Origin of the sequence: Pseudomonas sp. EGD-AK9 (assembly GCF_000465935.2) — a bacterium.
GTDB lineage: Bacteria > Pseudomonadota > Gammaproteobacteria > Pseudomonadales > Pseudomonadaceae > Aquipseudomonas.
Map to the genome: position 1 here is coordinate 1 of NZ_AVOF01000118.1, position 19,877 is coordinate 19,877.

The following is a 19,877-nucleotide window of genomic DNA, read 5'->3' on the forward strand; positions in this document are numbered from 1 at the left end:
CGCCGCTGCGGTGCAGTCCAGGCGCAGCAAGCACTGCCCGGCGTGGCAGTACAGCACTCGCGCCCGCAACTGCCGGCACAGCTGCGCCTGGCGCAAGCCGGCAAGCAGCCCGCCAGGCGCCGGGTCCTGCAGCACGTCCAGCAGCAGCGCCAGCGCCGACGCCAGGCCGGGTTCGCTCAGTTGCACGGCAAAGCCCAGGTGCAGCGCTGCGGCGCGCTGCTGCAGACCCAGGCGCGGTGCCCGCAGCGGCAGCATGGGCGGCGGGGATTCGCCGATGGTCGTCGAGTCGGCAACGGGCAACTGCGCCAGCAGGGCCTCACCGATGGCCAGCAAGTCTTCCGGCGGCTGCGGCCCGACCAGCGTCAGGCGCATGTTGCCGGCCTGGTAATGGCGCCGGTGATAGCCGTGCAGCGCCTGCTGAAAGGCGGCCTGCTCGACGGCCAGGCTGGCGCGATCGCCGGCGAGGAAGTAGCCGCAGCGGTGCTCCGCCGCCAGCGCCTGGCCCAGGGCGTGATCGATGCGGCTGTCGGCGTCGGCGCTGCGCGCCTGGTATTCGGCCTGCAGCACCTCGCGCTCGCGCAGCTGCGCGGCGCTGTCCAGCAGCGGCCGGCACAGCATGTCGAACAGGCGCGCCAGCGCCGGCTGCAGGCGCTCGGCCGGCAGCTCGCAGAGGAAATCGGTATGGCGCGCCTGGGTCGAGGCGTTGACCTGGCCGCCGCAGCCCTGGGCATAGGCCATCAGCCCCTGTTCGGGGCCGTAGTCGCGGCTGCCGAGAAACAGCAGGTGCTCGAGAAAATGCGCCAGCCCCGGATAGGCGACCGGCTCGTCGTGACTGCCCGCCGCCACCCGCAGGCAGATGCCGGCCCGCTCGGCCCAGGGCTGCTGCGCCACGTCCAGCGTGGCGCCATTGCTCAGGCGCAGGCGGTGGCGGCCGGCAGAGAAAGAAGGTGAAACGCCATGCATCGCAGCTACTCGGGGCAGTCTGCGCCCAGAGTCACCCCGGCGCGAGGCGCCGGCAATGCTGCTTTCGCCCGGCCCGACCGGCACTTTGGTCGTAGGGGCGAGCCAGCGCGCAACGCGGCTACTGCTGCTGCACCTGCAGCAGCGGCGCCACCTGCACCAGGGCGTGCATCTGTTCGCCGCCACCGCCGCGGCGCATGCCGCGTACCGGGCAGGCGTCGAGGTAATCCAGGCCGACCGCCAGCTTGAGGTGGCGCTCCGGCTTGGCCAGGCAGTTGGTCACGTCGAAGCTGTACCAGGCGCCGTCCAGCCAGGCTTCGGCCCAGGCGTGGCTGGCCAGGTGCGCGGCGTTGTCGGTGTACAGGTAGCCGGACACGTAGCGCGCCGGCACGCCCAGGCTGCGCGCACAGGCGAGGAAGGCATGGGTGTGGTCCTGGCACACGCCGCGGCGCCCGGCGAAGGCTTCGGCGGCGCTGGTGTCGACCGCGGTGATCCCCGGCTGGTAGGCGATATGGGCGTTGAGCGCGTGCATCAGCTCGATCAGCGCGTTGCGGTCGCTGCGCGCCTTGCTCTGCTGGCTGGCGAACTCGCGCAGGGCGTCGTCGGCCTCGGTCAGGCGGGTGAACCGCAGGAAGGGCAGCGCCGACTGGCGTTCGTGTTCGGCCTCGCGTGCCTCGTCGATATCGACCTGGCCGCGGGCGCCGATGACGATGGCCTCGTGTGGCTCGTCGAGGGTCAGCACATGGAGGATATTGCCGTAGGGGTCGAGCTGCGCACGCACCGGGCGCGGCAGGTCGAGCTGCCAGCTGAGCACCTGCTGGCGCTCGCTGTCGTGCGGGGTCAGGCGCAGGTACTGGATGCTCGCGCGCACCTGGTCGTCGTAGCGATAGGTGGTGTCGTGGCTGATCGAGAGTCTCATGCGACCTCCAGGTAGGACGTGTGGATGGTGTTGCCCAGCTGGCGCACCAACAGGATGAAGTCGGTGAGCCAGGCGTGCAGGCCTTCGCCGAGCACTTCGTCGATGCCGGTGTAGCGCAGCCGCGCATCCAGCTCGGCGGCCAGGCGCTGCGCCGAGCGGCCGTTGTCGCCGGGCAGGCCGGCGAGCATCAGGTTGAGTTCCTCCATGCAGGCGCGCAGCGACCGCGGCACCTCGGGGCGCAGCAGCAGCAGTTCGGCGACCTTGCGCGTGCGCGGCGAGCCGCGGTAGATCTCGGCGAAGGCCTCGGACGACGACAGCGCACGCAGCAGCGCATTCCATTGGTAGTAGCTGCGCGCGGTGCGTTCTTCCAGCTCGTCGATCTCCTCGCCGAGCATCTCGTAGCGCGCATCGAGCAGGCGCAGGGTGTTGTCGGCGCGTTCGATGAAAGTGCCCAGGCGGATGAAGCGGTAGGCCTCGCCGCGCATGATGGTGCCGAAGGTGGCGCCGCGAAACAGGTGCGAACGCTCCTTGACCCACTCGCAGAAGCGGCTGATGCCGTAGCGGCCCAGGCCCTGCTCGGCGATGCCGCGCATCTCCAGCCAGGTGGCGTTGATGTTTTCCCACATGTCCGCGGTGATTCGCCCGCGCACCGCATGGGCGTTGGCCCGCGCGGCCTGCAGGCAGCAGTAGATGCTCGCCGGGTTGCTCGCGTCGAGGGCGAAGAAATGCAGCATGCGCTCGGCGTGCAGCGGGCCGTGACATTCCAGGTAGGCGTCCAGGGTGCCGGTGATCAGCAGCGGCATGGCCAGTTCATCGAGGCCGTCGCCGCGGCCGTCCTGCGGCATCAGCGACAGCGAGTAGCTGACGTCGAGCATGCGCGCGAGGTTCTCGGCGCGCTCCAGGTAGCGCGACATCCAGTACAGATCGGAGGCAGTTCTCGACAGCATGTTCAGTCCTCCACCACCCAGGTGTCCTTGGTACCGCCGCCCTGCGACGAGTTGACCACCAGCGAGCCTTCGCGCAGCGCCACGCGGGTCAGGCCGCCGGGCACCAGGCGGGTTTCGCGCCCGGACAGGACGAAGGGGCGCAGGTCGATATGGCGCGGGGCGATGCCGCGCTCGACGAAGGTCGGGCAGGTCGACAAGCTCAGCGTCGGCTGGGCGATGTAGGCCTCGGGCTTGGCCATCAGCCGCGCGCGGAAGGCCTCGATCTCGGCCTTGCTCGCCGCCGGCCCGACCAGCATGCCGTAGCCGCCGGAGCCCTGGGTTTCCTTGACCACCAGCTCGGGCAGGTGGGCCAGCACGTGGGACAGTTCCTCCGGCTTGCGGCACTGCCAGGTCGGCACGTTGTTCAGGATGGGTTCCTCGTCCAGGTAGAAGCGGATCATGTCGCCGACGAAGGGGTAGACCGACTTGTCGTCCGCCACCCCGGTGCCGATGGCGTTGGCCAGCACCACGTTGCGCGAGCGGTAGGCGGCCAGCAGGCCGGGCACGCCGAGCATGGAGTCGGGGTTGAAGGCCAGCGGGTCGAGGAAGGCGTCGTCGAGGCGGCGGTAGATCACGTCGACCTGGCGCGCACCGGCGGTGGTGCGCATGTACACCTTGTCGTCGCGGACGAACAGGTCGGCGCCCTCCACCAGCTCCACGCCCATCTCGCGGGCGAGGAAGGCGTGCTCGAAGTAGGCGCTGTTGAAGCGCCCCGGGGTCAGCACCACCACCGTGGGGTTGTCCAGCGCACTGGAGCTCTTCAGGGTGTCGAGCAGCAGGTTCGGGTAATGGTCCACCGGCGCCACGCGCTGCGCGGCGAACAGCTCGGGGAACAGGCGCATCATCATCTTGCGGTCTTCGAGCATGTAGCTGACGCCGCTGGGGGTGCGCAGGTTGTCTTCCAGCACGTAGTAGCTGCCGTCGCCGTCGCGCACCAGGTCGACCCCGGCGATGTGCGCGTAGATGTCGCGGTGCAGGTCGAGGCCCTGCATGGCCATCTGATAGCCCTCGTTGGCCAGCACCTGCTCGGCCGGGATGATGCCGGCCTTGATGATGCGCTGGTCGTGGTAGAGGTCGGCGAGGAACAGGTTGAGCGCCTGCACGCGCTGGATGCAGCCGCGCTCGACCATGCGCCATTCGCTCATCGGAATGCTGCGCGGGACGATGTCGAAGGGGATCAGGCGCTCGGTGCCCTGATCGTCGCCATAGAGGGTGAAGGTGATGCCGGCGCGGTGGAACAGCAGGTCGGCTTCGCGGCGGCGCTGGGCCAGCAGTTCGTCCGGCGTCTCTGCCAGCCAGCGGGCAAATTCACGGTAGTGCGGGCGGACTGCGCCGCTCGCGTCGTACATCTCGTCATAAAAGGTGCGGGCCATGCCGTACTCCTTGTCACCCGGACTTGCGGGGAGCTTTGCAAGGCCCGAGCCAGCGCAGTAATTCCTTTTATTTCAATGGTTTGATAAAAAAACCCGAGCCCTGCGCACCAACGAGGTGCAACGCCGTGACCCACGGGTCGCACGCCGCCCCGTTAGGTGGCAGCTGCCTTGTCTATGAGGCAGATAGGCAGAAGCGATTTCCCCGCAGCCGGCGCACTGCCCATACTCGCCGGCAGTTGTCGCCGCCGAGCCGGAGCCGATTGACTGCGGCGGTTCGGCCCAGGCGACTTGCGCCAGGCCACGCAAGGCCAGCTGCGCACGCCCTCTCTCCTGGTCGAAGTCTTCGACCGATGTTCTGCACCGCCCCTATGGGCGGTTTTTTTTGCCCGGTTAGCCGCTATGGCTGGTACGCGCGGCGCTCCACCAGGCTGCCTCTTTCGCAACTAAAGCCGCGGCTGCGACGCCCCGGCAAGAAAGTCCGCCACCGCCTGCGCCGCGTCGGCCAGGTGCTGCTCATGACTGCAGCCCGAGCTTTTCAGCGGCTTTAGGTCGTGGTCGGCTGCCGTCAGCCAGTGCAGGCGGATCGCCGGCGCCAGGGCATAGCCGGCCACCGCCTCACGATTGCCCAGGGCGTCGCGCTCGCCCTGCACGATCAGCGTCTTGGTGCGCAGCTCGGCCAGGTGCGCGACCCGCGGTTTTTCCGGCTTGCCGGCGGCGTAGAAGGGATAGCCCAGGCAGACCAGGGCGTCGGCGCCCAGTTCGTCGGCCAGCAGACTGGCCATGCGCCCGCCCATCGACTTGCCGCCGATGGCCAGCGGCCCTGCGACCTGTTGGCGCACCCGGGCATGCACATCGCGCCATTGCTGCAGCAGTTGCGCCTGTGGATTGGGTGGGCGTTGCTTGCCGTCCACACGCCGCGCGGCCATGTAGGCGAACTCGAAGCGCAGCACCGCAACCCCGCGCGCCGCCAGGCCTTGGGCCATGCGCTGCATGAATTCGCTGTCCATCGGCGCCCCGGCGCCGTGGGCGAGGATCAGCGTCGCGCGCGCCTCGCCCGCCGGCCTGTCCCACAGCCAGGGCAGCCCCTGCGCGCATTGATCGGCGTCAATAAACCCGGATGGCCCTTTGCTCATGCTTGCCTCGCGTCGATATCCGTGGCGGTCGTGGCTTGCTCATGCCTGCGCACGCCAGGGTTATCGGCCGCTCTGCCATAACCGTGGATGGAAACCCAGACATGAACACAACAACCCGTTCCGCCTACAACTACAGGGTGGTTCGCCAGTTCGCCATTATGACGGTGGTTTGGGGCATCGTCGGCATGGGACTCGGCGTTTTCATCGCCGCCCAGCTGGCCTGGCCCGACCTCAACTTCAACCTGCCGTGGACCAGCTTCGGCCGCCTGCGGCCGCTGCACACCAACGCGGTGATCTTCGCCTTCGGCGGCTGCGCGCTGTTCGCCACCAGCTACTACGCGGTGCAGCGCACCAGCCAGGCCGCGCTGTTCGCGCCCAAGCTGGCCGCCTTCACCTTCTGGGGCTGGCAACTGGTAATCGTCCTGGCCGCCATCAGCCTGCCGCTGGGCTGGACCAGCTCCAAGGAATACGCCGAACTGGAATGGCCGATCGACCTCCTCATCACGGTGGTCTGGATCGCCTACGCCATCGTCTTCTTCGGCACCATCGTCAAGCGCAAGGTCAGCCACATCTACGTGGGCAACTGGTTCTTCGGCGGTTTCATCCTCACCGTGGCGATCCTGCACGTGGTCAACAACCTGGAGATTCCGGTGACCCTGACCAAGTCCTACTCGCTGTACGCCGGCGCCACCGACGCGATGATCCAGTGGTGGTACGGGCACAACGCCGTGGGCTTCTTCCTCACTGCCGGCTTCCTCGGGATGATGTATTACTTCGTGCCCAAGCAGGCCGAACGCCCGGTCTACTCCTACCGCCTGTCCATCGTCCACTTCTGGGCGCTGATCGCGGTGTACATCTGGGCCGGCCCGCACCACCTGCACTACACCGCCCTGCCGGACTGGGCGCAGAGCCTCGGCATGGTGATGTCGCTGATCCTCCTGGCGCCCAGCTGGGGCGGCATGATCAACGGCATGATGACCCTCTCCGGGGCCTGGCATAAGCTGCGCACCGATCCGATCCTGCGTTTTCTGGTGGTGTCGCTGGCCTTCTACGGCATGAGCACCTTCGAAGGCCCGATGATGGCGATCAAGACCGTCAACGCCCTGTCGCACTACACCGACTGGACCATCGGCCACGTCCACGCCGGCGCGCTCGGCTGGGTCGCCATGGTGTCGATCGGCTCGCTCTATCACCTGATTCCCAAGGTGTTCGGCCGCGAGCAGATGCACAGCGTCGGCCTGATCAACGCCCACTTCTGGCTCGCTACCATCGGCACCGTGCTGTACATCGCCTCGATGTGGGTCAACGGCATCACCCAGGGCCTGATGTGGCGCGCGGTGAACGAGGACGGCACCCTCACCTACTCCTTCGTCGAGGCGCTGGAAGCCAGCCACCCCGGCTTCGTGGTGCGGGTGATCGGCGGCGCCATCTTCTTCGTCGGCATGCTGCTGATGGCCTGGAACACCTGGCTGACCGTGCGCGCGGCGAAACCGGCCGAGGTGCAAGCCGCCGCGCAGTTCTCGGTTGAAGGAGCGCACTGATGAAACACGAGATTCTCGAGAAGAACATCGGCCTGATGGCCCTGGTGATGATCCTCGCGGTGAGCATCGGCGGCCTGACGCAGATCGTCCCGCTGTTCTTCCAGGACGTCACCAACGAGCCGGTGGAGGGCCTCAAGCCCTACACCGCGCTGCAGCTGGAAGGTCGCGATATCTACATCAAGGAAGGCTGCGTCGGCTGCCATTCGCAGATGATCCGTCCGTTCCGCGCCGAGACCGAGCGCTACGGCCACTACTCCGTCGCTGGCGAAAGCGTTTGGGATCACCCCTTCCTGTGGGGCTCCAAGCGTACCGGCCCGGACCTGGCCCGCGTCGGCGGCCGCTACTCGGACGAGTGGCACCGCGCTCACCTGTACAACCCGCGCAACGTCGTGCCCGAGTCGAAGATGCCGTCCTACCCCTGGCTGGTGGAGAACAAGCTCGACGGCCAGGACACCGCCAGGAAGATGAGTGCCCTGCGCATGCTCGGCGTGCCATACAGCGACGCGGATATCGCCGGCGCTGGCGAGGCAGTGAAAGGCAAGAGCGAGATGGACGCCCTGGTCGCCTATCTCCAGGTGCTCGGCACCGCCGTGAAGAACAGGAGGTGAACGCCATGTTCGAGCTGATCGATGTCGGCACCCTGCGCGGTCTGGGCACCGCCCTGGTACTGATCGCCTTCACCGCCGTGACCCTCTGGGCCTACAGCGGCAAACGCCGCGACGCCTTCGCCGCTGCGGCCAACCTGCCCTTCGCCGACGAAGCCAAGCCCGCCGTTTCGAGGACTGACGCATGACCCCCTTCTGGAGCTGGTACATCACCCTGCTGACCATCGGCACCCTGGTCGCCCTGTTCTGGCTGATCTTCGCCACCCGCAAGAGCGAGGTGCACAAGAACCCCACCGAGCAGACCATGGGCCATGCCTTCGACGGCATCGAGGAGTACGACAACCCGCTGCCCAAGTGGTGGTTCATGCTGTTCCTCGGCACCCTGCTGTTCTCCATCGCCTACCTGCTGCTCTACCCCGGCCTGGGCAACTTCAGGGGCTGGCTGCCGGGCTACGAAGGCGGCTGGACCCAGGTCACCCAGTGGCAGCGCGAGATGGACCGCGCCGACGAGGAGTACGGGCCGATCTTCGCCAAGTTCGCCTCCATGCCCATCGAGGAAGTAGCCAAGGACGAGCAGGCGCTGAAGATGGGCGGCCGCCTGTTCGCCTCCAACTGCTCGGTCTGCCACGGCTCCGACGCCAAGGGCAGCTACGGCTTCCCCAACCTGGCCGACGGCAGCTGGCGCTGGGGCGGCGCGGCGGAGACGATCAAGACCAGCATCCTCAAGGGCCGCATCGGCATGATGCCGGCGCAAGGTCCGGCCATCGGCGAGGACGGCGTGCGCAACGTCGCCGCCTACGTCCTCAGCGAGCTGGGCGGCCGCGAGCTGCCGGACGATGCGCAGGCCGACATCGCCGCCGGCCAGCAGATCTTCGCCAGCACCTGCTCGGCGTGCCATGGCCAGGACGGCAGCGGCATGGCGCTGATGGGCGCGCCCAACCTGCGTCAGCCCGGCGCCTTTATCTACGGCAGCAGCTTCGCCCAACTGCAGCAGACCATCCGCTACGGCCGCAGCGGCAACATGCCCGCCCAGGAAGACTTCCTCGGCAACGACAAGGCCCACCTGCTGGCCGCCTACGTGCTCAAGCTGAGCCAGGGCGACGCCGAGTAACCCTCAGCCTGCCGGCGACTGCAAACGGGTCGCCGGCCCTTCCTTTATATGTCTGCGACCCAGTGTCGCACCCGCCGACCAATAGCCCGGCAATTCCCTTGAACTGGGCTAAGCTGCCTTTCAGTCGCCATCTGCCACAACTCCAAGGCGATCCCTTCTTAGCGCCGCGCAAACTGGTTGCGCAAAAGTCTGCCAACGCCACTACCAAGGCCCCGGCCAAGGCACGCGAAAGGCTCTGAAACCCTAATCGCGTCGGTATGTTGCGTTGCAATGGCTACCTGCTTTCTCCATACTTGCCGCCGATTTTTGCCCCATAAAACTCCATTAACCGTGGAACCCCTAGCATGAGCACAGCAATCAGTCAGACTGCTTATAACTATAAGGTGGTCCGCCAGTTCGCCATTATGACGGTGATCTGGGGGGTCATTGGGATGGGTCTAGGTGTGTTCATCGCCGCACAACTCGTGTGGCCGGAACTCAACCTGAACCTTCCGTGGACCAGCTTCGGCCGTCTGCGCCCGCTGCACACCAACGCGGTGATCTTCGCCTTCGGCGGATGCGCACTGTTCGCCACCTCGTACTACGTGGTTCAGCGCACCTGCCAGGCGCGCCTGATCTCCGACGGTCTGGCTGCCTTCACCTTCTGGGGTTGGCAAGCGGTGATCGTGCTCGCCGTGATCACCCTGCCCATGGGCTACACCAGCTCCAAGGAATACGCCGAGCTGGAGTGGCCGATCGACATCCTCCTGGGCGTGGTCTGGGTGACCTACCTGGTGGTGTTCTTCGGCACCATCGTCAAGCGTCGGACCAAGCACATCTATGTGGGCAACTGGTTCTTCGGCGCCTTCATCCTGGTCACCGCCATGCTGCACATCGTCAACAGCATGGAAATGCCGGTCAGCCTGTTCAAGTCGTACTCCATGTACGCCGGCGCCACCGACGCGATGATCCAGTGGTGGTACGGCCACAACGCCGTGGGCTTCTTCCTGACCACCGGCTTCCTCGGCATGATGTACTACTTCGTACCCAAGCAGGCCGAGCGTCCGATCTACTCCTACCGCCTGTCCATCGTGCACTTCTGGGCGCTGATCACCCTGTACATCTGGGCCGGTCCGCACCACCTGCACTACACCGCGCTGCCGGACTGGGCCCAGTCCCTGGGCATGGCCATGTCGGTGATTCTGCTGGCACCGAGCTGGGGCGGCATGATCAACGGCATGATGAGCCTGTCCGGCGCCTGGCATAAGCTGCGCACCGACCCGATCCTGCGCTTCCTGGTCGTTTCCCTGGCGTTCTACGGCATGTCGACCTTCGAAGGCCCGATGATGGCGATCAAGACCGTCAACGCCCTGTCGCACTACACCGACTGGACCATCGGCCACGTCCACGCCGGCGCGCTCGGCTGGGTCGCGATGATCTCCATCGGCTCGCTCTATCACCTGATCCCGAAGGTGTTCGGCCGCGAGCAGATGCACAGCGTCGGCCTGATCAACGCCCACTTCTGGCTCGCCACCATCGGCACCGTGCTGTACATCGCCTCGATGTGGGTCAACGGCATCACCCAGGGCCTGATGTGGCGCGCGGTGAACGAGGACGGCACCCTCACCTACTCCTTCGTCGAAGCGCTGGAAGCCAGCCACCCCGGCTACATCGTGCGCATGATCGGCGGCGCCTTCTTCGTCACCGGCATGCTGTTGATGGCCTACAACACCTACCGCACCGTGCGTGCCGCCAAGCCGGCTGAATACGAAGCGGCTGCGCAGTTCACCGCGGGGAGCGCTCACTGATGAAACACGAAATCATCGAGAAGAATATCGGCCTGATGGCGCTGCTGATGGTGATCGCCGTCAGCATCGGCGGCCTGACCCAGATCGTCCCGCTGTTCTTCCAGGACGTCACCAACGAGCCGGTGGAGGGCCTCAAGCCCTACACCGCGCTGCAGCTGGAAGGTCGCGATATCTACATCAAGGAAGGCTGCGTCGGCTGCCACTCGCAGATGATCCGTCCGTTCCGCGCCGAGACCGAGCGCTACGGCCACTACTCCGTCGCTGGCGAAAGCGTTTGGGATCACCCCTTCCTGTGGGGCTCCAAGCGTACCGGCCCGGACCTGGCCCGCGTCGGCGGCCGCTACTCAGACGAGTGGCACCGCGCCCACCTGTACAACCCGCGCAACGTCGTGCCCGAGTCGAAGATGCCCGCCTACCCCTGGCTGGTGGAGAACAAGCTCGACGGCCGCGACACCGCGAAGAAGATGGAAGTCATGCGTGGCTTCGGCATCCCCTACAGCGACGAGGACATCGCCGGCGCCAAGGATGCGGTGAAAGGCAAGACCGAAATGGACGCGCTGGTCGCGTACCTGCAGGTTCTCGGCACTTCCATCAAGAACAAACGGTAAAACGCTATGGACATCGGGATGATTCGCGGCATCGGCACGGCGGTGGTGTTCATCGCCTTCATCGGCGTGGTGCTCTGGGCCTACAGCAGCAAGCGCAAGTCCAGCTTCGACGAGGCTGCCAACCTGCCCTTCGCCGACGAGCCCGAGTCCAAGCGCGACCAAGACTCTTCCAGGAGCAATAACCAATGACCACGTTCTGGAGTTGGTACGTAACCATTCTGTCTCTGGGCACCATCTTCGCCCTGACCTGGCTGATCTTCGGCACCCGCAAGGGCCAGCGCCAGGAGACCACCGAGGAAACCGTCGGCCATGCCTTCGACGGCATCGAGGAGTATGACAACCCGCTGCCCAAGTGGTGGTTCATGCTGTTCGTCGCCACCATCGTCTTCGCCCTGGGCTACCTGGCCCTGTATCCGGGCCTGGGCAACTGGAAAGGCGTGCTGCCGGGCTACGACTACGTCGACAGCGACAAGCAGACCCCCTTCGCCGCTGGCGTACAGATCGCCGACGGCTCCATGCGTCACACCGGCTGGACCGGCGTGCACCAGTGGGAAAAGGAAATGGCGCGCGCCGACGAGCAATACGGCCCGCTGTTCGCCAAATATGCCGCCATGCCGATCGAGGAAGTGGCCAAGGACGAACAAGCCCTGAAAATGGGCGGTCGCCTGTTCGCCTCCAACTGCTCGGTCTGCCACGGCTCCGACGCCAAGGGCAGCTACGGTTTCCCCAACCTGACCGACAGCGAATGGCGCTGGGGCGGCGAGCCGGAAACCATCAAGACCACCATCCTCGCTGGCCGCCAGGGCGCCATGCCGGCCCAGGGCCCGGCCATCGGCGAAGACGGCGTGCGCAACGTCGCCGCCTACGTGTTGACCGAACTGGCTGGTCGTGAACTGCCGGAAGGCGTGGAAGCCGATATCGCAGCGGGCCAGAAGGTCTTCGCCGGTACCTGCTTCGCCTGCCACGGCGCCGACGGCAAGGGCACCCCGGCCATGGGCGCGCCCAACCTGACCAACCCGGCAGCCTTCATCTACGGCAGCAGCTATGCACAACTGCAGCAGAGCATCCGCTACGGTCGTCACGGCAACATGCCGGCCCAGGAAGAATTCCTCGGCAACGACAAGGTGCACCTGCTGGCCGCTTACGTGTACAGCCTGTCGCACAAGGCCGAAGAGCAGTAATCGCAGAACGACTCTGTTGACAAGGGTCAATGAACGCCCGGGACGCGACCGCTGGTCGCACCCGGGCGTTGTCTTTCGGGCGTACCATGTAGCTACCGTGAATTGACCCTGACCGGCACGTATCGGCCCGGGCTGCCAACCAACCGCTTTGGTATGCATTGATGAGCGAACAGATCCCCGTCCAGGACGTCACCCCTCCTTCTGCCAAGAATGCCAGCGTCGACCTCTACGCCAGTCGCGAGAAGATCTACACCCGCGCATTCACCGGTCTGTTTCGCAACCTTCGACTCGCTGGTGGCGCCCTCCTCTTCCTGCTGTTCTTCGGTACCGTGTGGCTGAACTGGGATGGTCGCCAGGCCGTCTGGTGGAACCTGCCGGAACGCAAATTCCACATCTTCGGCGCCACCTACTGGCCGCAGGATTTCATGCTGCTGTCCTGGCTGCTGATCATCTGCGCCTTCGGCCTGTTCTTCATCACCGTGTTCGCCGGCCGCGTCTGGTGCGGCTACACCTGCCCGCAGAGCGTGTGGACCTGGGTGTTCATGTGGGCGGAGAAGGTCACCGAGGGCGACCGCAACCAGCGCATGAAGCTGGACAAACAACCCATGAGCGGCGCCAAGCTGGCCCGCAAGGCCGCCAAGCACGGCATATGGCTCGGCGTCTCGCTGCTCACCGCGCTGACCTTCGTCGGCTACTTCGCGCCGATCCGCGAACTGATCCCCGAACTGCTGACCTTCCAGGCCAACGGCTGGGCGGTGTTCTGGGTCGGCTTCTTTACCCTGGCCACCTACGGCAACGCCGGCTGGCTGCGCGAGCAGGTGTGCATCTACATGTGCCCCTACGCGCGCTTCCAGAGCGTGATGTTCGACCAGGACACCCTGATCGTTTCCTACGACCCGCGCCGCGGCGAGAGTCGCGGCCCGCGCAAGAAGGACGCCGACTACAAGGCCCAGGGCCTGGGCGACTGCATCGACTGCAAGATGTGCGTGCAGGTCTGCCCCACCGGCATCGACATCCGCGACGGCCTGCAGATCGAGTGCATCGGCTGCGCCGCCTGCATCGACGCCTGCGACAGCATCATGGAGAAGATGAACTACCCCAAGGGGCTGATCAGCTACACAACCGAACACAATCTTTCCGGGCACAAGACCCACCTGCTGCGCCCGCGCCTGATAGGCTACGCCGTCGCGCTGCTGGCGATGATCGGCCTGTTCGCCTGGGCCGTGGCCACTCGCCCGCTGGTGGAGCTGGACGTGATCAAGGACCGCGTGCTGTTCCGCGAGAACGAGCGCGGCCACATCGAGAACGTCTACACCCTGAAGATCATGAACAAGGCGCAGCGCGACATGACCTACCTGGTCGAGGCCGAAGGCCTCGACGGCCTGGTCTACGAGGGCAAGCGCGAGGTGCGGGCGCTGGCCGGCGAGGTGTATGCCTTCCCGGTGGAGCTGTCCATCGCCCCGGAGAAACTGCCCTCCAGCGCCAACGAAATCGTCTTCCGCGTGCGCGCGCTGGACGACCCCAGTATCGAGAACGACGCCGACAGCCGCTTTATCGGCCCGAGCGTCCGCTGACAACGGAAAGAGCATGTCCGAGCAAACCCCTTCGCCTGTCAAACCCTGGTACAAGCAGTTCTGGCCCTGGTTCATCCTGTTCTTGCTGGGCTATTCGGTGGTGCAGGGTCTGACCCTGCTCACCATCGCCACCAAGAATCCGCCGGGGCTGATCTCCGACGACTACTACGACGTCGGCAAGGGCATCAACCAGTCGCTGGAGCGCGAGAAACTGGCCGAGCGCCTGCAGCTGCACGGCGAGCTGGTGCTCGACGACAGCACCGGCACCGCGACCCTGAGCCTGCAAGGCAACAGCCGGCCGCAGCAGATCGTCCTCAACCTGATCTCGCCGACCCAGCCGGAGCGCGATCGCCGCGTCATCCTGCAACCCGGCGCCGATGGCCAGTACCGTGGACAGATGGTCGACCAAGTCAGTGGCCGCCGCTTCGTCGAACTGCTCGGCCAGGAAGGCAGCCAGAGCTGGCGCCTGTTCGAGGAAGAGAACATCGCCGATGGCCAGACCATCATGATCGGTGACAACCCTTCCTACTGACCCTGCCGATGCCCGCCCCTACTCCCTGCTACCACTGCGGCCTGCCGGTTCCCGCCGGCAGCCGTTATCGTGCCGAGGTGCTCGGCCAAAGCCGTGAAATGTGCTGCCCCGGCTGCCAGGCGGTGGCCGAGGCCATAGTCGCCGGCGGCCTGGAGCACTACTACAAGCACCGCAGCGAGAACGCCGCCAATCCGCAGGCGCTGCCCCAGGCCCTTCCGGACGAACTGGCGCTGTACGACCGCAGCGAGGTGCAGCAGCCCTTCGTTCAGCAGGACGGCGAGCTGAGCGAGACCCAGCTGCTGATCGAAGGCATCAGCTGCGCCGCCTGCGGCTGGCTGATCGAGAAACACCTGCGCGGCGTGCCCGGGGTCGCCGAGGCGCACCTGAACCTGTCCAACCACCGCCTGCAGGTGCGCTGGAGCGACAGCCAGCTGCCGCTCAGCCAGCTGCTCGCCGAGCTGCGCCGCATCGGCTATGCCGGCCACCCCTGGCAGGCCGACCAGGCCGCCGCGCGCCTGGCCGCGGAGAACCGCCGCAGCATGCGCGAGCTGGGCGTGGCCGGGCTGCTGTGGATGCAGGTGATGATGGCGACCATGGCCACCTGGCCGGAATTCAACATCGACCTGTCGCCAGAGCTGGACAAGATCCTGCGCTGGACCAGCCTGTTCCTCACCACCCCCATCGTCTTCTACTGCTGCGGCCAGTTCTTCCGCGGCGCCCTGCGCGACCTGCGCACCCGCCACCTGACCATGGACGTCTCGGTGTCGCTGGCCATCGGCGGCGCCTACGTCGCCGGCATCTGGTCCACCGTCACCGGCCAGGGCGAGCTGTACTTCGATGCGGTGGGCATGTTCGCCCTGTTCCTGCTGGCCGGCCGTTATCTGGAGCGGCGCGCCCGCGAACGCACGGCGGCGGCCACCGCGCAGCTGGTCAAGCTGCTGCCGGCCTCCTGCCTGCGTCTGGACCAAGGCGGCCAGAGCCAGCGCGTGCTGCTCAGCGAACTGCAGACCGGTGAACGCGTGCTGGTCCAGCCCGGCGCACTGATTCCCGCCGACGGCCGCGTGCTGGCCGGCCAGTCCAGCGTCGACGAGTCGCTGCTCACCGGCGAATACCTGCCACAGCCGCGCAGCGTCGGCGACAGCGTCACCGCCGGCACGCTCAACGTCGAAGGGCCGCTGACCGTCGAGGTGCAGGCCCTGGGCGACGCCACCCGCCTGTCGGCCATCGTCCGCCTGCTGGAGCGGGCACAGAGCGAGAAGCCGCGCCTGGCGGAGATCGCCGACCGGGTGGCGCAGTGGTTCCTGCTGTTTATCCTGATCGCCGCGGCGCTGGTCGGCCTGGCCTGGTGGCAGATCGATGCCGAGCGCGCCTTCTGGGTGGTGCTCTCGCTGCTGGTGGCCACCTGCCCCTGCGCGCTGGCGCTGGCCACCCCCACCGCCTTGACCACCGCCACCGGCAGCCTGCACAAACTGGGCATGCTGCTGACCCGCGGCCATGTGCTCGAAGGCCTCAACCAGATCGACACCCTGGTACTGGACAAGACCGGCACCCTCACCGAAGGACGCCTGACGCTCAAGGCCATCCACCCGTTGCGCGAACTCGACGAAGGCGCCTGCCTGGCGCTCGCCGCAGCGCTGGAGAATCGCTCCGAGCATCCCATCGCCCGCGCCTTCGGCCAGGCGCCGCACGCCGCGGAATCCGTCGACAGCCATCCCGGCCAGGGCCTGCAGGGCCGTGTCGAAGGCCGCCTGCTGCGTATCGGCGAAGCGACTTTCGTCTGCGCCCTGAGCGGCCAAGCCGTGCCGTCGATTGCCGGCGAGCACGGCCAATGGCTGCTGCTGGGCGACGAGCAAGGGCCGCTGGCCTGGTTCGTCCTCGACGACCGCCTGCGCGACGACGCCGCGCAGCTGATCGCCGCGGCACGCACCCGGGGCTGGCACATCCACCTGCTGTCCGGCGACAGCTCGCCGATGGTCGGCGAAGTGGCGCGCCAGCTCGGTATCGAGGACGCGCGCGGCGGCCTGACCCCGGATGCCAAGCTGGCGGTGCTCAAGCAGTTGCACGGCGAGGGTCGCCGCGTGCTGATGCTGGGCGACGGGGTCAACGACGTGCCGGTGCTGGCCGCCGCCGATATCAGCGTGGCCATGGGTTCAGCGTCCGACCTGGCCAAAACCAGCGCCGATGCGGTGCTGCTGTCCAACCGCCTGAGCAGTCTGGTGGAAGGGCTGAAGCTTGCCCGGCGCACGCGGCGCATCATCATCGAGAACCTGTCCTGGGCGACTCTGTACAATGGCCTGGTGCTGCCCTTCGCCGCGCTGGGCTGGATCACGCCGATCTGGGCCGCCGTGGGCATGTCGCTCAGCTCGCTGCTGGTGGTACTCAACGCGCTGCGCCTGAGCCGCACCCCGAACACCTAGGCGCGAGCGCTGCTCGCGACCAAGCGGTTCGCGAGCAGCGCTCGCGCCTACCCAGATGCCCACCATGGAGACAGCATGTCCGCCCTCTACATCCTGATTCCCGTCGCCATCGCCCTGGTCGGCTTCGCCATCTGGCTGTTCTTCTGGGCGGTGGACAGCGGCCAGTACGATGACCTCGACGGCCCGGCACACAGCATCCTGTTCGACGACGAAGACCCGCTGCACAAGGCCGGCGTCGAGCAGGCCGAAAGCCAGAACAAGCAGGACAAGCCCGATGCTTGAGCTGGCGCCGCTGCTGCTGTCGGCGCTGATTCTCGGCCTGCTCGGCGGCGGCCACTGCCTGGGCATGTGCGGCGGCCTGATGGGCGCGCTGACCCTGGCCATCCCGGCCGAGCAGCGCGGCCGCCGCCTGCGCCTGCTGCTGGCCTACAACCTCGGTCGCATCCTCAGCTATGCCGCCGCCGGCCTGCTCCTCGGTCTGGCCGGCTGGGCCATTGCCGGCAGCGCCGGCGAAGTGGTGATGCGCACCCTGGCGGCCTTGCTGCTGATCGCCATGGGCCTGTACCTGGCCGGCTGGTGGAGCGGCCTGACCCGTATCGAGGCGCTCGGCCGCGGCCTGTGGCGCCAAATTCAACCGCTGACCCGGCGCTTTATGCCGGTCACCAGCCTGCCGCGCGCCCTGGTGCTGGGCGGGCTGTGGGGCTGGCTGCCCTGCGGGCTGGTCTACAGTACCCTGCTGTGGGCCTCCAGCCAGGGCAACGCGGTCGACAGCGCCGTGCTGATGCTGGCCTTCGGCCTGGGCACCTGGCCGATGCTGCTGGCCACTGGCCTCGCCGCCGAACGCGTCACCGCCCTGCTGCGCCAGCGCGGCATTCGCATGACCGGAGGCCTGCTGGTCATCCTGTTCGGCCTCTGGACCCTGCCCGGCCCGCACCAGCACTGGCTGATGGGGCACTGAGACGCCATATCCAACGCCGCCGCCCGCTACCCTCCGTTGGGCTTCGCTGCGCTCAGCGCCAACCTACAGCCGCGCCGGCACATGTAACGCGCGCGCCAGGCGAACACACGGCGACCTGACTCAGATCAACAGCCGCCGCCGCCGCACTCCCTAGACTGGCCCCACTGCCTTTCCAGGATTTTTTCCATGCTCGACGCCATCCAGTGGGACGCCGACCTGATCCGCCGCTACGATCTGGCCGGCCCGCGCTACACCTCCTATCCGACCGCCGTGCAGTTCCACGACGACATCGGCCCCTTCGACCTGCTGCACGCCCTGCGCGACAGCCGCAAGGGCAAGCGCCCGCTGTCGCTGTACCTGCACATCCCGTTCTGCGCGCACATCTGCTACTACTGCGCCTGCAACAAGGTGATCACCAAGGACCGCGGCCGCGCCCTGCCCTATCTGGAGAAGCTCGAACGCGAGATCGAGATCATCAGCCGCTACCTGGACCGGGGCCAGGTGATCGAGCAGCTGCACTTCGGCGGCGGCACCCCGACCTTCCTCAATCACGACGAACTGCGCCGGCTGATGCAGCACCTGCGCCAGCACTTCCACCTGCTGGACGACGACTCCGGCGACTACAGCATCGAGATCGACCCGCGCGAGGCCGACTGGTCGACCATGGGCCTGCTGCGCGAGCTGGGCTTCAACCGCGTCAGCCTCGGCGTGCAGGACCTCGACCCCGAGGTGCAGCGCGCGGTCAACCGCCTGCAGACCCTGGAGGAGACCCGCGCCATAGTCGAGGCAGCGCGCACCCTGCAGTTCCGCTCGGTGAACATCGACCTGATCTACGGCCTGCCCAAGCAGACCCCCGAGCGCTTCGCCCGTACCGTCGCCGAGGTGATCGCCCTGCAGCCGGATCGCCTGTCGCTGTTCAACTACGCCCATCTACCCGAGCGCTTCATGCCGCAGCGGCGCATCAGCGCCGACGACCTGCCCAGCCCGGCGCAGAAACTGGAGATGCTGCAGGCCAGCATCGAGCAGCTGACCCGCGCCGGCTACCGCTACATCGGCATGGACCACTTCGCCCTGCCCGATGACGAGCTGGCCGTGGCCCAGGAGGAAGGCACCCTGCAGCGCAACTTCCAGGGCTACACCACCCACGGTCATTGCGACCTGATCGGCCTGGGGGTGTCGGCCATCAGCCAGATCGGCGACCTTTACAGCCAGAACGACAGCGACATCGCCAGCTACCAGCAGAGCCTCGGCAACGGCCAACTGGCCACCCGCCGCGGCCTGCACTGCAACGCCGACGACCGCGTGCGCCGCGCGGTGATCCAGCAGCTGATCTGTCATTTCCAGCTGGATTTCGCCGCCATCGAGCAGGCCCACGGCCTGGTCTTTCGCGACTACTTCGCCGCGCTCTGGCCGGAGCTGCAGCAACTGGCCCGCGACGGCCTGATCCGACTCGACGCCGAGCGCCTCGAAGTGTTGCCCGCCGGCCGCCTGCTGGTACGTTCGCTGTGCATGCTGTTCGACCGCTACCTCAACGACCAGGTGCGCCAGCGCTTCTCGCGGGTGATCTGACGGCCGCCGCGCCGGTAGCAGCCGGCTTGCCGGCGATCAGGGCTAGGCCATCGCCAGGCTGGCGGCCGTCATCATCTGCTCGTCGCTGAGGCCGTTCTCGCGCATCAGCTTGATCAGGTTGGCATTGGCCGCACTCAAGGCGCTATTGAGCGACGCCAGCTCGGTCTGCAGCCCTTCAAGCTGCTGGCGCTTGGTTTCCGCATCGAGGCTCTGATCGCGCATGATCGCCTCGATCTGCGCCTGCTTCTCGGCGATCTGCGCCTTCAGCTCGCGGATCATCTTCAGCAGCTGCTTGATGCTGTCGGGTAGCCCGCTGTCGTCGATGTCCTGGTTCTTGCCGGCCTTGGCCGACAGGCTCCTGCCCAGCTCGGAGAGGCTGATGCGCAGGCCCTCGCGCACCTCCTCGGGACTGCGCTCGCCTGCGCTATTTTGTCGCTGCACGCCGCGGACCAGATTAGCCAGCGGAGCGCCGGATTCGATGCGCATCGCGCTGCTCCCTGCGTTGAACTAAGGTTCCACTGTCTGGGTCGGCCGCCTGGCGACGAACTTGAGCGGATGGTCAGACCTTGCTACGACTGGCCGGCATCCGCCCCCTGCTGTACCCTTACGAACATTGCGTGTTT

At 66.8% G+C, this 19,877-nt stretch carries 20 protein-coding genes; 14 read left to right on the forward strand and 6 right to left on the reverse strand.

All coding sequences use genetic code 11. The annotated features are described in order from the left end of the window. The 5 genes from N878_RS06465 to N878_RS06485 form a co-directional block, all read right to left on the reverse strand. Positions 1–963, reverse strand: a 963-nt coding sequence (locus N878_RS06465; RefSeq protein WP_021442848.1) for an insulinase family protein, incomplete at its 3' end; no start/stop codon positions are given. Between the two features lie 118 nt (positions 964–1,081). Next, positions 1,082–1,879 carry a transglutaminase family protein gene (locus N878_RS06470; protein WP_021442849.1) on the reverse strand — a complete coding sequence of 266 codons (798 nt, stop codon included), beginning with the start codon at positions 1,877–1,879 and terminating at the stop codon, positions 1,082–1,084. Beyond that, the gene (locus N878_RS06475; protein WP_021442850.1) at positions 1,876–2,826 is read right to left on the reverse strand and encodes an alpha-E domain-containing protein; all 951 of its coding nucleotides are present in this window, start codon (positions 2,824–2,826) and stop codon (positions 1,876–1,878) included. Before N878_RS06475 ends, N878_RS06470 begins: the two co-directional genes overlap by 4 nt. A 2-nt stretch (positions 2,827–2,828) precedes the next feature. Further along, positions 2,829–4,238 (reverse strand): circularly permuted type 2 ATP-grasp protein, encoded by a 1,410-nt coding sequence (locus N878_RS06480; RefSeq protein WP_021442851.1) that lies wholly within the window; start codon positions 4,236–4,238, stop codon positions 2,829–2,831. 443 nt (positions 4,239–4,681) lie between these two features. Further along, positions 4,682–5,371, reverse strand: a complete 690-nt coding sequence (locus N878_RS06485; protein WP_021442852.1) for an alpha/beta family hydrolase — start codon at positions 5,369–5,371, stop codon at positions 4,682–4,684. 101 nt (positions 5,372–5,472) lie between these two features. On the opposite strand from N878_RS06485, the gene ccoN (N878_RS06490) reads away from it, so the two are divergent. The 14 genes from ccoN (N878_RS06490) to hemN all read left to right on the forward strand — a co-directional run bounded on the left by ccoN (N878_RS06490) (position 5,473) and on the right by hemN (position 19,254). Next, positions 5,473–6,912 (forward strand): cytochrome-c oxidase, cbb3-type subunit I, encoded by a 1,440-nt coding sequence (ccoN, locus tag N878_RS06490; RefSeq protein ID WP_021442853.1) that lies wholly within the window; start codon positions 5,473–5,475, stop codon positions 6,910–6,912. Beyond that, a complete protein-coding gene (gene ccoO, locus N878_RS06495; RefSeq protein WP_021442854.1) occupies positions 6,912–7,520 on the forward strand; it encodes a cytochrome-c oxidase, cbb3-type subunit II in 609 nt (202 codons plus the stop codon). The genes ccoN (N878_RS06490) and ccoO (N878_RS06495) overlap by 1 nt, the downstream gene beginning before the upstream one ends. Positions 7,521–7,525: 5 nt before the next feature. After that, positions 7,526–7,705 carry a CcoQ/FixQ family Cbb3-type cytochrome c oxidase assembly chaperone gene (locus N878_RS06500; RefSeq protein ID WP_021442855.1) on the forward strand — a complete coding sequence of 60 codons (180 nt, stop codon included), beginning with the start codon at positions 7,526–7,528 and terminating at the stop codon, positions 7,703–7,705. Next, the gene (gene ccoP / locus N878_RS06505) at positions 7,702–8,628 is read left to right on the forward strand and encodes a cytochrome-c oxidase, cbb3-type subunit III (protein ID WP_021442856.1); all 927 of its coding nucleotides are present in this window, start codon (positions 7,702–7,704) and stop codon (positions 8,626–8,628) included. The genes N878_RS06500 and ccoP (N878_RS06505) overlap by 4 nt, the downstream gene beginning before the upstream one ends. Positions 8,629–8,972: 344 nt before the next feature. Further along, entirely contained in the window at positions 8,973–10,415 is a 1,443-nt protein-coding gene (gene ccoN / locus N878_RS06510; RefSeq protein ID WP_031302835.1) for a cytochrome-c oxidase, cbb3-type subunit I, read from the forward strand. After that, positions 10,415–11,023 carry a cytochrome-c oxidase, cbb3-type subunit II gene (gene ccoO / locus N878_RS06515; protein ID WP_021442858.1) on the forward strand — a complete coding sequence of 203 codons (609 nt, stop codon included), beginning with the start codon at positions 10,415–10,417 and terminating at the stop codon, positions 11,021–11,023. Before ccoN (N878_RS06510) ends, ccoO (N878_RS06515) begins: the two co-directional genes overlap by 1 nt. A gap of 6 nt (positions 11,024–11,029) precedes the next feature. Further along, complete coding sequence (locus N878_RS06520; RefSeq protein WP_021442859.1) at positions 11,030–11,212, forward strand: CcoQ/FixQ family Cbb3-type cytochrome c oxidase assembly chaperone; 183 nt, start codon at positions 11,030–11,032, stop codon at positions 11,210–11,212. Next, positions 11,209–12,204 carry a cytochrome-c oxidase, cbb3-type subunit III gene (gene ccoP, locus N878_RS06525; protein WP_021442860.1) on the forward strand — a complete coding sequence of 332 codons (996 nt, stop codon included), beginning with the start codon at positions 11,209–11,211 and terminating at the stop codon, positions 12,202–12,204. The genes N878_RS06520 and ccoP (N878_RS06525) overlap by 4 nt, the downstream gene beginning before the upstream one ends. A 161-nt stretch (positions 12,205–12,365) precedes the next feature. Then, positions 12,366–13,778, forward strand: coding sequence for a cytochrome c oxidase accessory protein CcoG (gene ccoG, locus N878_RS06530; protein ID WP_021442861.1), 1,413 nt, complete (start codon positions 12,366–12,368; stop codon positions 13,776–13,778). Between the two features lie 13 nt (positions 13,779–13,791). Continuing rightward, positions 13,792–14,310, forward strand: coding sequence for a FixH family protein (locus N878_RS06535; RefSeq protein ID WP_021442862.1), 519 nt, complete (start codon positions 13,792–13,794; stop codon positions 14,308–14,310). Between the two features lie 8 nt (positions 14,311–14,318). Beyond that, positions 14,319–16,727: a heavy metal translocating P-type ATPase gene (locus tag N878_RS06540; protein ID WP_031302836.1), complete on the forward strand. Its 2,409-nt coding sequence runs from the start codon at positions 14,319–14,321 to the stop codon at positions 16,725–16,727. Positions 16,728–16,802: 75 nt separating this feature from the next. Beyond that, positions 16,803–17,009, forward strand: coding sequence for a cbb3-type cytochrome oxidase assembly protein CcoS (gene ccoS / locus N878_RS06545; RefSeq protein WP_021442864.1), 207 nt, complete (start codon positions 16,803–16,805; stop codon positions 17,007–17,009). Beyond that, positions 17,002–17,685: a sulfite exporter TauE/SafE family protein gene (locus tag N878_RS06550; RefSeq protein ID WP_021442865.1), complete on the forward strand. Its 684-nt coding sequence runs from the start codon at positions 17,002–17,004 to the stop codon at positions 17,683–17,685. Before ccoS ends, N878_RS06550 begins: the two co-directional genes overlap by 8 nt. 186 nt (positions 17,686–17,871) lie before the next feature. Beyond that, positions 17,872–19,254, forward strand: a complete 1,383-nt coding sequence (gene hemN, locus N878_RS06555) for an oxygen-independent coproporphyrinogen III oxidase (RefSeq protein WP_021442866.1) — start codon at positions 17,872–17,874, stop codon at positions 19,252–19,254. Between the two features lie 42 nt (positions 19,255–19,296). Here hemN and N878_RS06560 read toward each other — a convergent pair whose 3' ends face one another. Further along, a complete protein-coding gene (locus N878_RS06560; RefSeq protein ID WP_021442867.1) occupies positions 19,297–19,740 on the reverse strand; it encodes a hypothetical protein in 444 nt (147 codons plus the stop codon). Positions 19,741–19,877: the final 137 nt, after the last annotated feature.

Bases quoted from the DNA above. Each gene is read 5' to 3' on its own strand.
- N878_RS06500 (WP_021442855.1), top strand. From the start codon at position 7,526: ATGTTCGAGCTGATCGATGTCGGCACCCTGCGCGGTCTGGGCACCGCC.
- N878_RS06475 (WP_021442850.1), bottom strand. From the start codon at position 2,826: ATGCTGTCGAGAACTGCCTCCGATCTGTACTGGATGTCGCGCTACCTG.
- ccoN (WP_031302835.1), top strand. From the start codon at position 8,973: ATGAGCACAGCAATCAGTCAGACTGCTTATAACTATAAGGTGGTCCGC.
- ccoO (WP_021442854.1), top strand. From the start codon at position 6,912: ATGAAACACGAGATTCTCGAGAAGAACATCGGCCTGATGGCCCTGGTG.
- N878_RS06520 (WP_021442859.1), top strand. From the start codon at position 11,030: ATGGACATCGGGATGATTCGCGGCATCGGCACGGCGGTGGTGTTCATC.
- N878_RS06470 (WP_021442849.1), bottom strand. From the start codon at position 1,879: ATGAGACTCTCGATCAGCCACGACACCACCTATCGCTACGACGACCAG.
- N878_RS06560 (WP_021442867.1), bottom strand. From the start codon at position 19,740: ATGCGCATCGAATCCGGCGCTCCGCTGGCTAATCTGGTCCGCGGCGTG.
- ccoG (WP_021442861.1), top strand. From the start codon at position 12,366: ATGAGCGAACAGATCCCCGTCCAGGACGTCACCCCTCCTTCTGCCAAG.
- ccoP (WP_021442860.1), top strand. From the start codon at position 11,209: ATGACCACGTTCTGGAGTTGGTACGTAACCATTCTGTCTCTGGGCACC.
- ccoO (WP_021442858.1), top strand. From the start codon at position 10,415: ATGAAACACGAAATCATCGAGAAGAATATCGGCCTGATGGCGCTGCTG.
- ccoN (WP_021442853.1), top strand. From the start codon at position 5,473: ATGAACACAACAACCCGTTCCGCCTACAACTACAGGGTGGTTCGCCAG.
- N878_RS06485 (WP_021442852.1), bottom strand. From the start codon at position 5,371: ATGAGCAAAGGGCCATCCGGGTTTATTGACGCCGATCAATGCGCGCAG.
- ccoP (WP_021442856.1), top strand. From the start codon at position 7,702: ATGACCCCCTTCTGGAGCTGGTACATCACCCTGCTGACCATCGGCACC.
- ccoS (WP_021442864.1), top strand. From the start codon at position 16,803: ATGTCCGCCCTCTACATCCTGATTCCCGTCGCCATCGCCCTGGTCGGC.
- N878_RS06550 (WP_021442865.1), top strand. From the start codon at position 17,002: ATGCTTGAGCTGGCGCCGCTGCTGCTGTCGGCGCTGATTCTCGGCCTG.
- N878_RS06480 (WP_021442851.1), bottom strand. From the start codon at position 4,238: ATGGCCCGCACCTTTTATGACGAGATGTACGACGCGAGCGGCGCAGTC.
- N878_RS06535 (WP_021442862.1), top strand. From the start codon at position 13,792: ATGTCCGAGCAAACCCCTTCGCCTGTCAAACCCTGGTACAAGCAGTTC.
- N878_RS06540 (WP_031302836.1), top strand. From the start codon at position 14,319: ATGCCCGCCCCTACTCCCTGCTACCACTGCGGCCTGCCGGTTCCCGCC.
- hemN (WP_021442866.1), top strand. From the start codon at position 17,872: ATGCTCGACGCCATCCAGTGGGACGCCGACCTGATCCGCCGCTACGAT.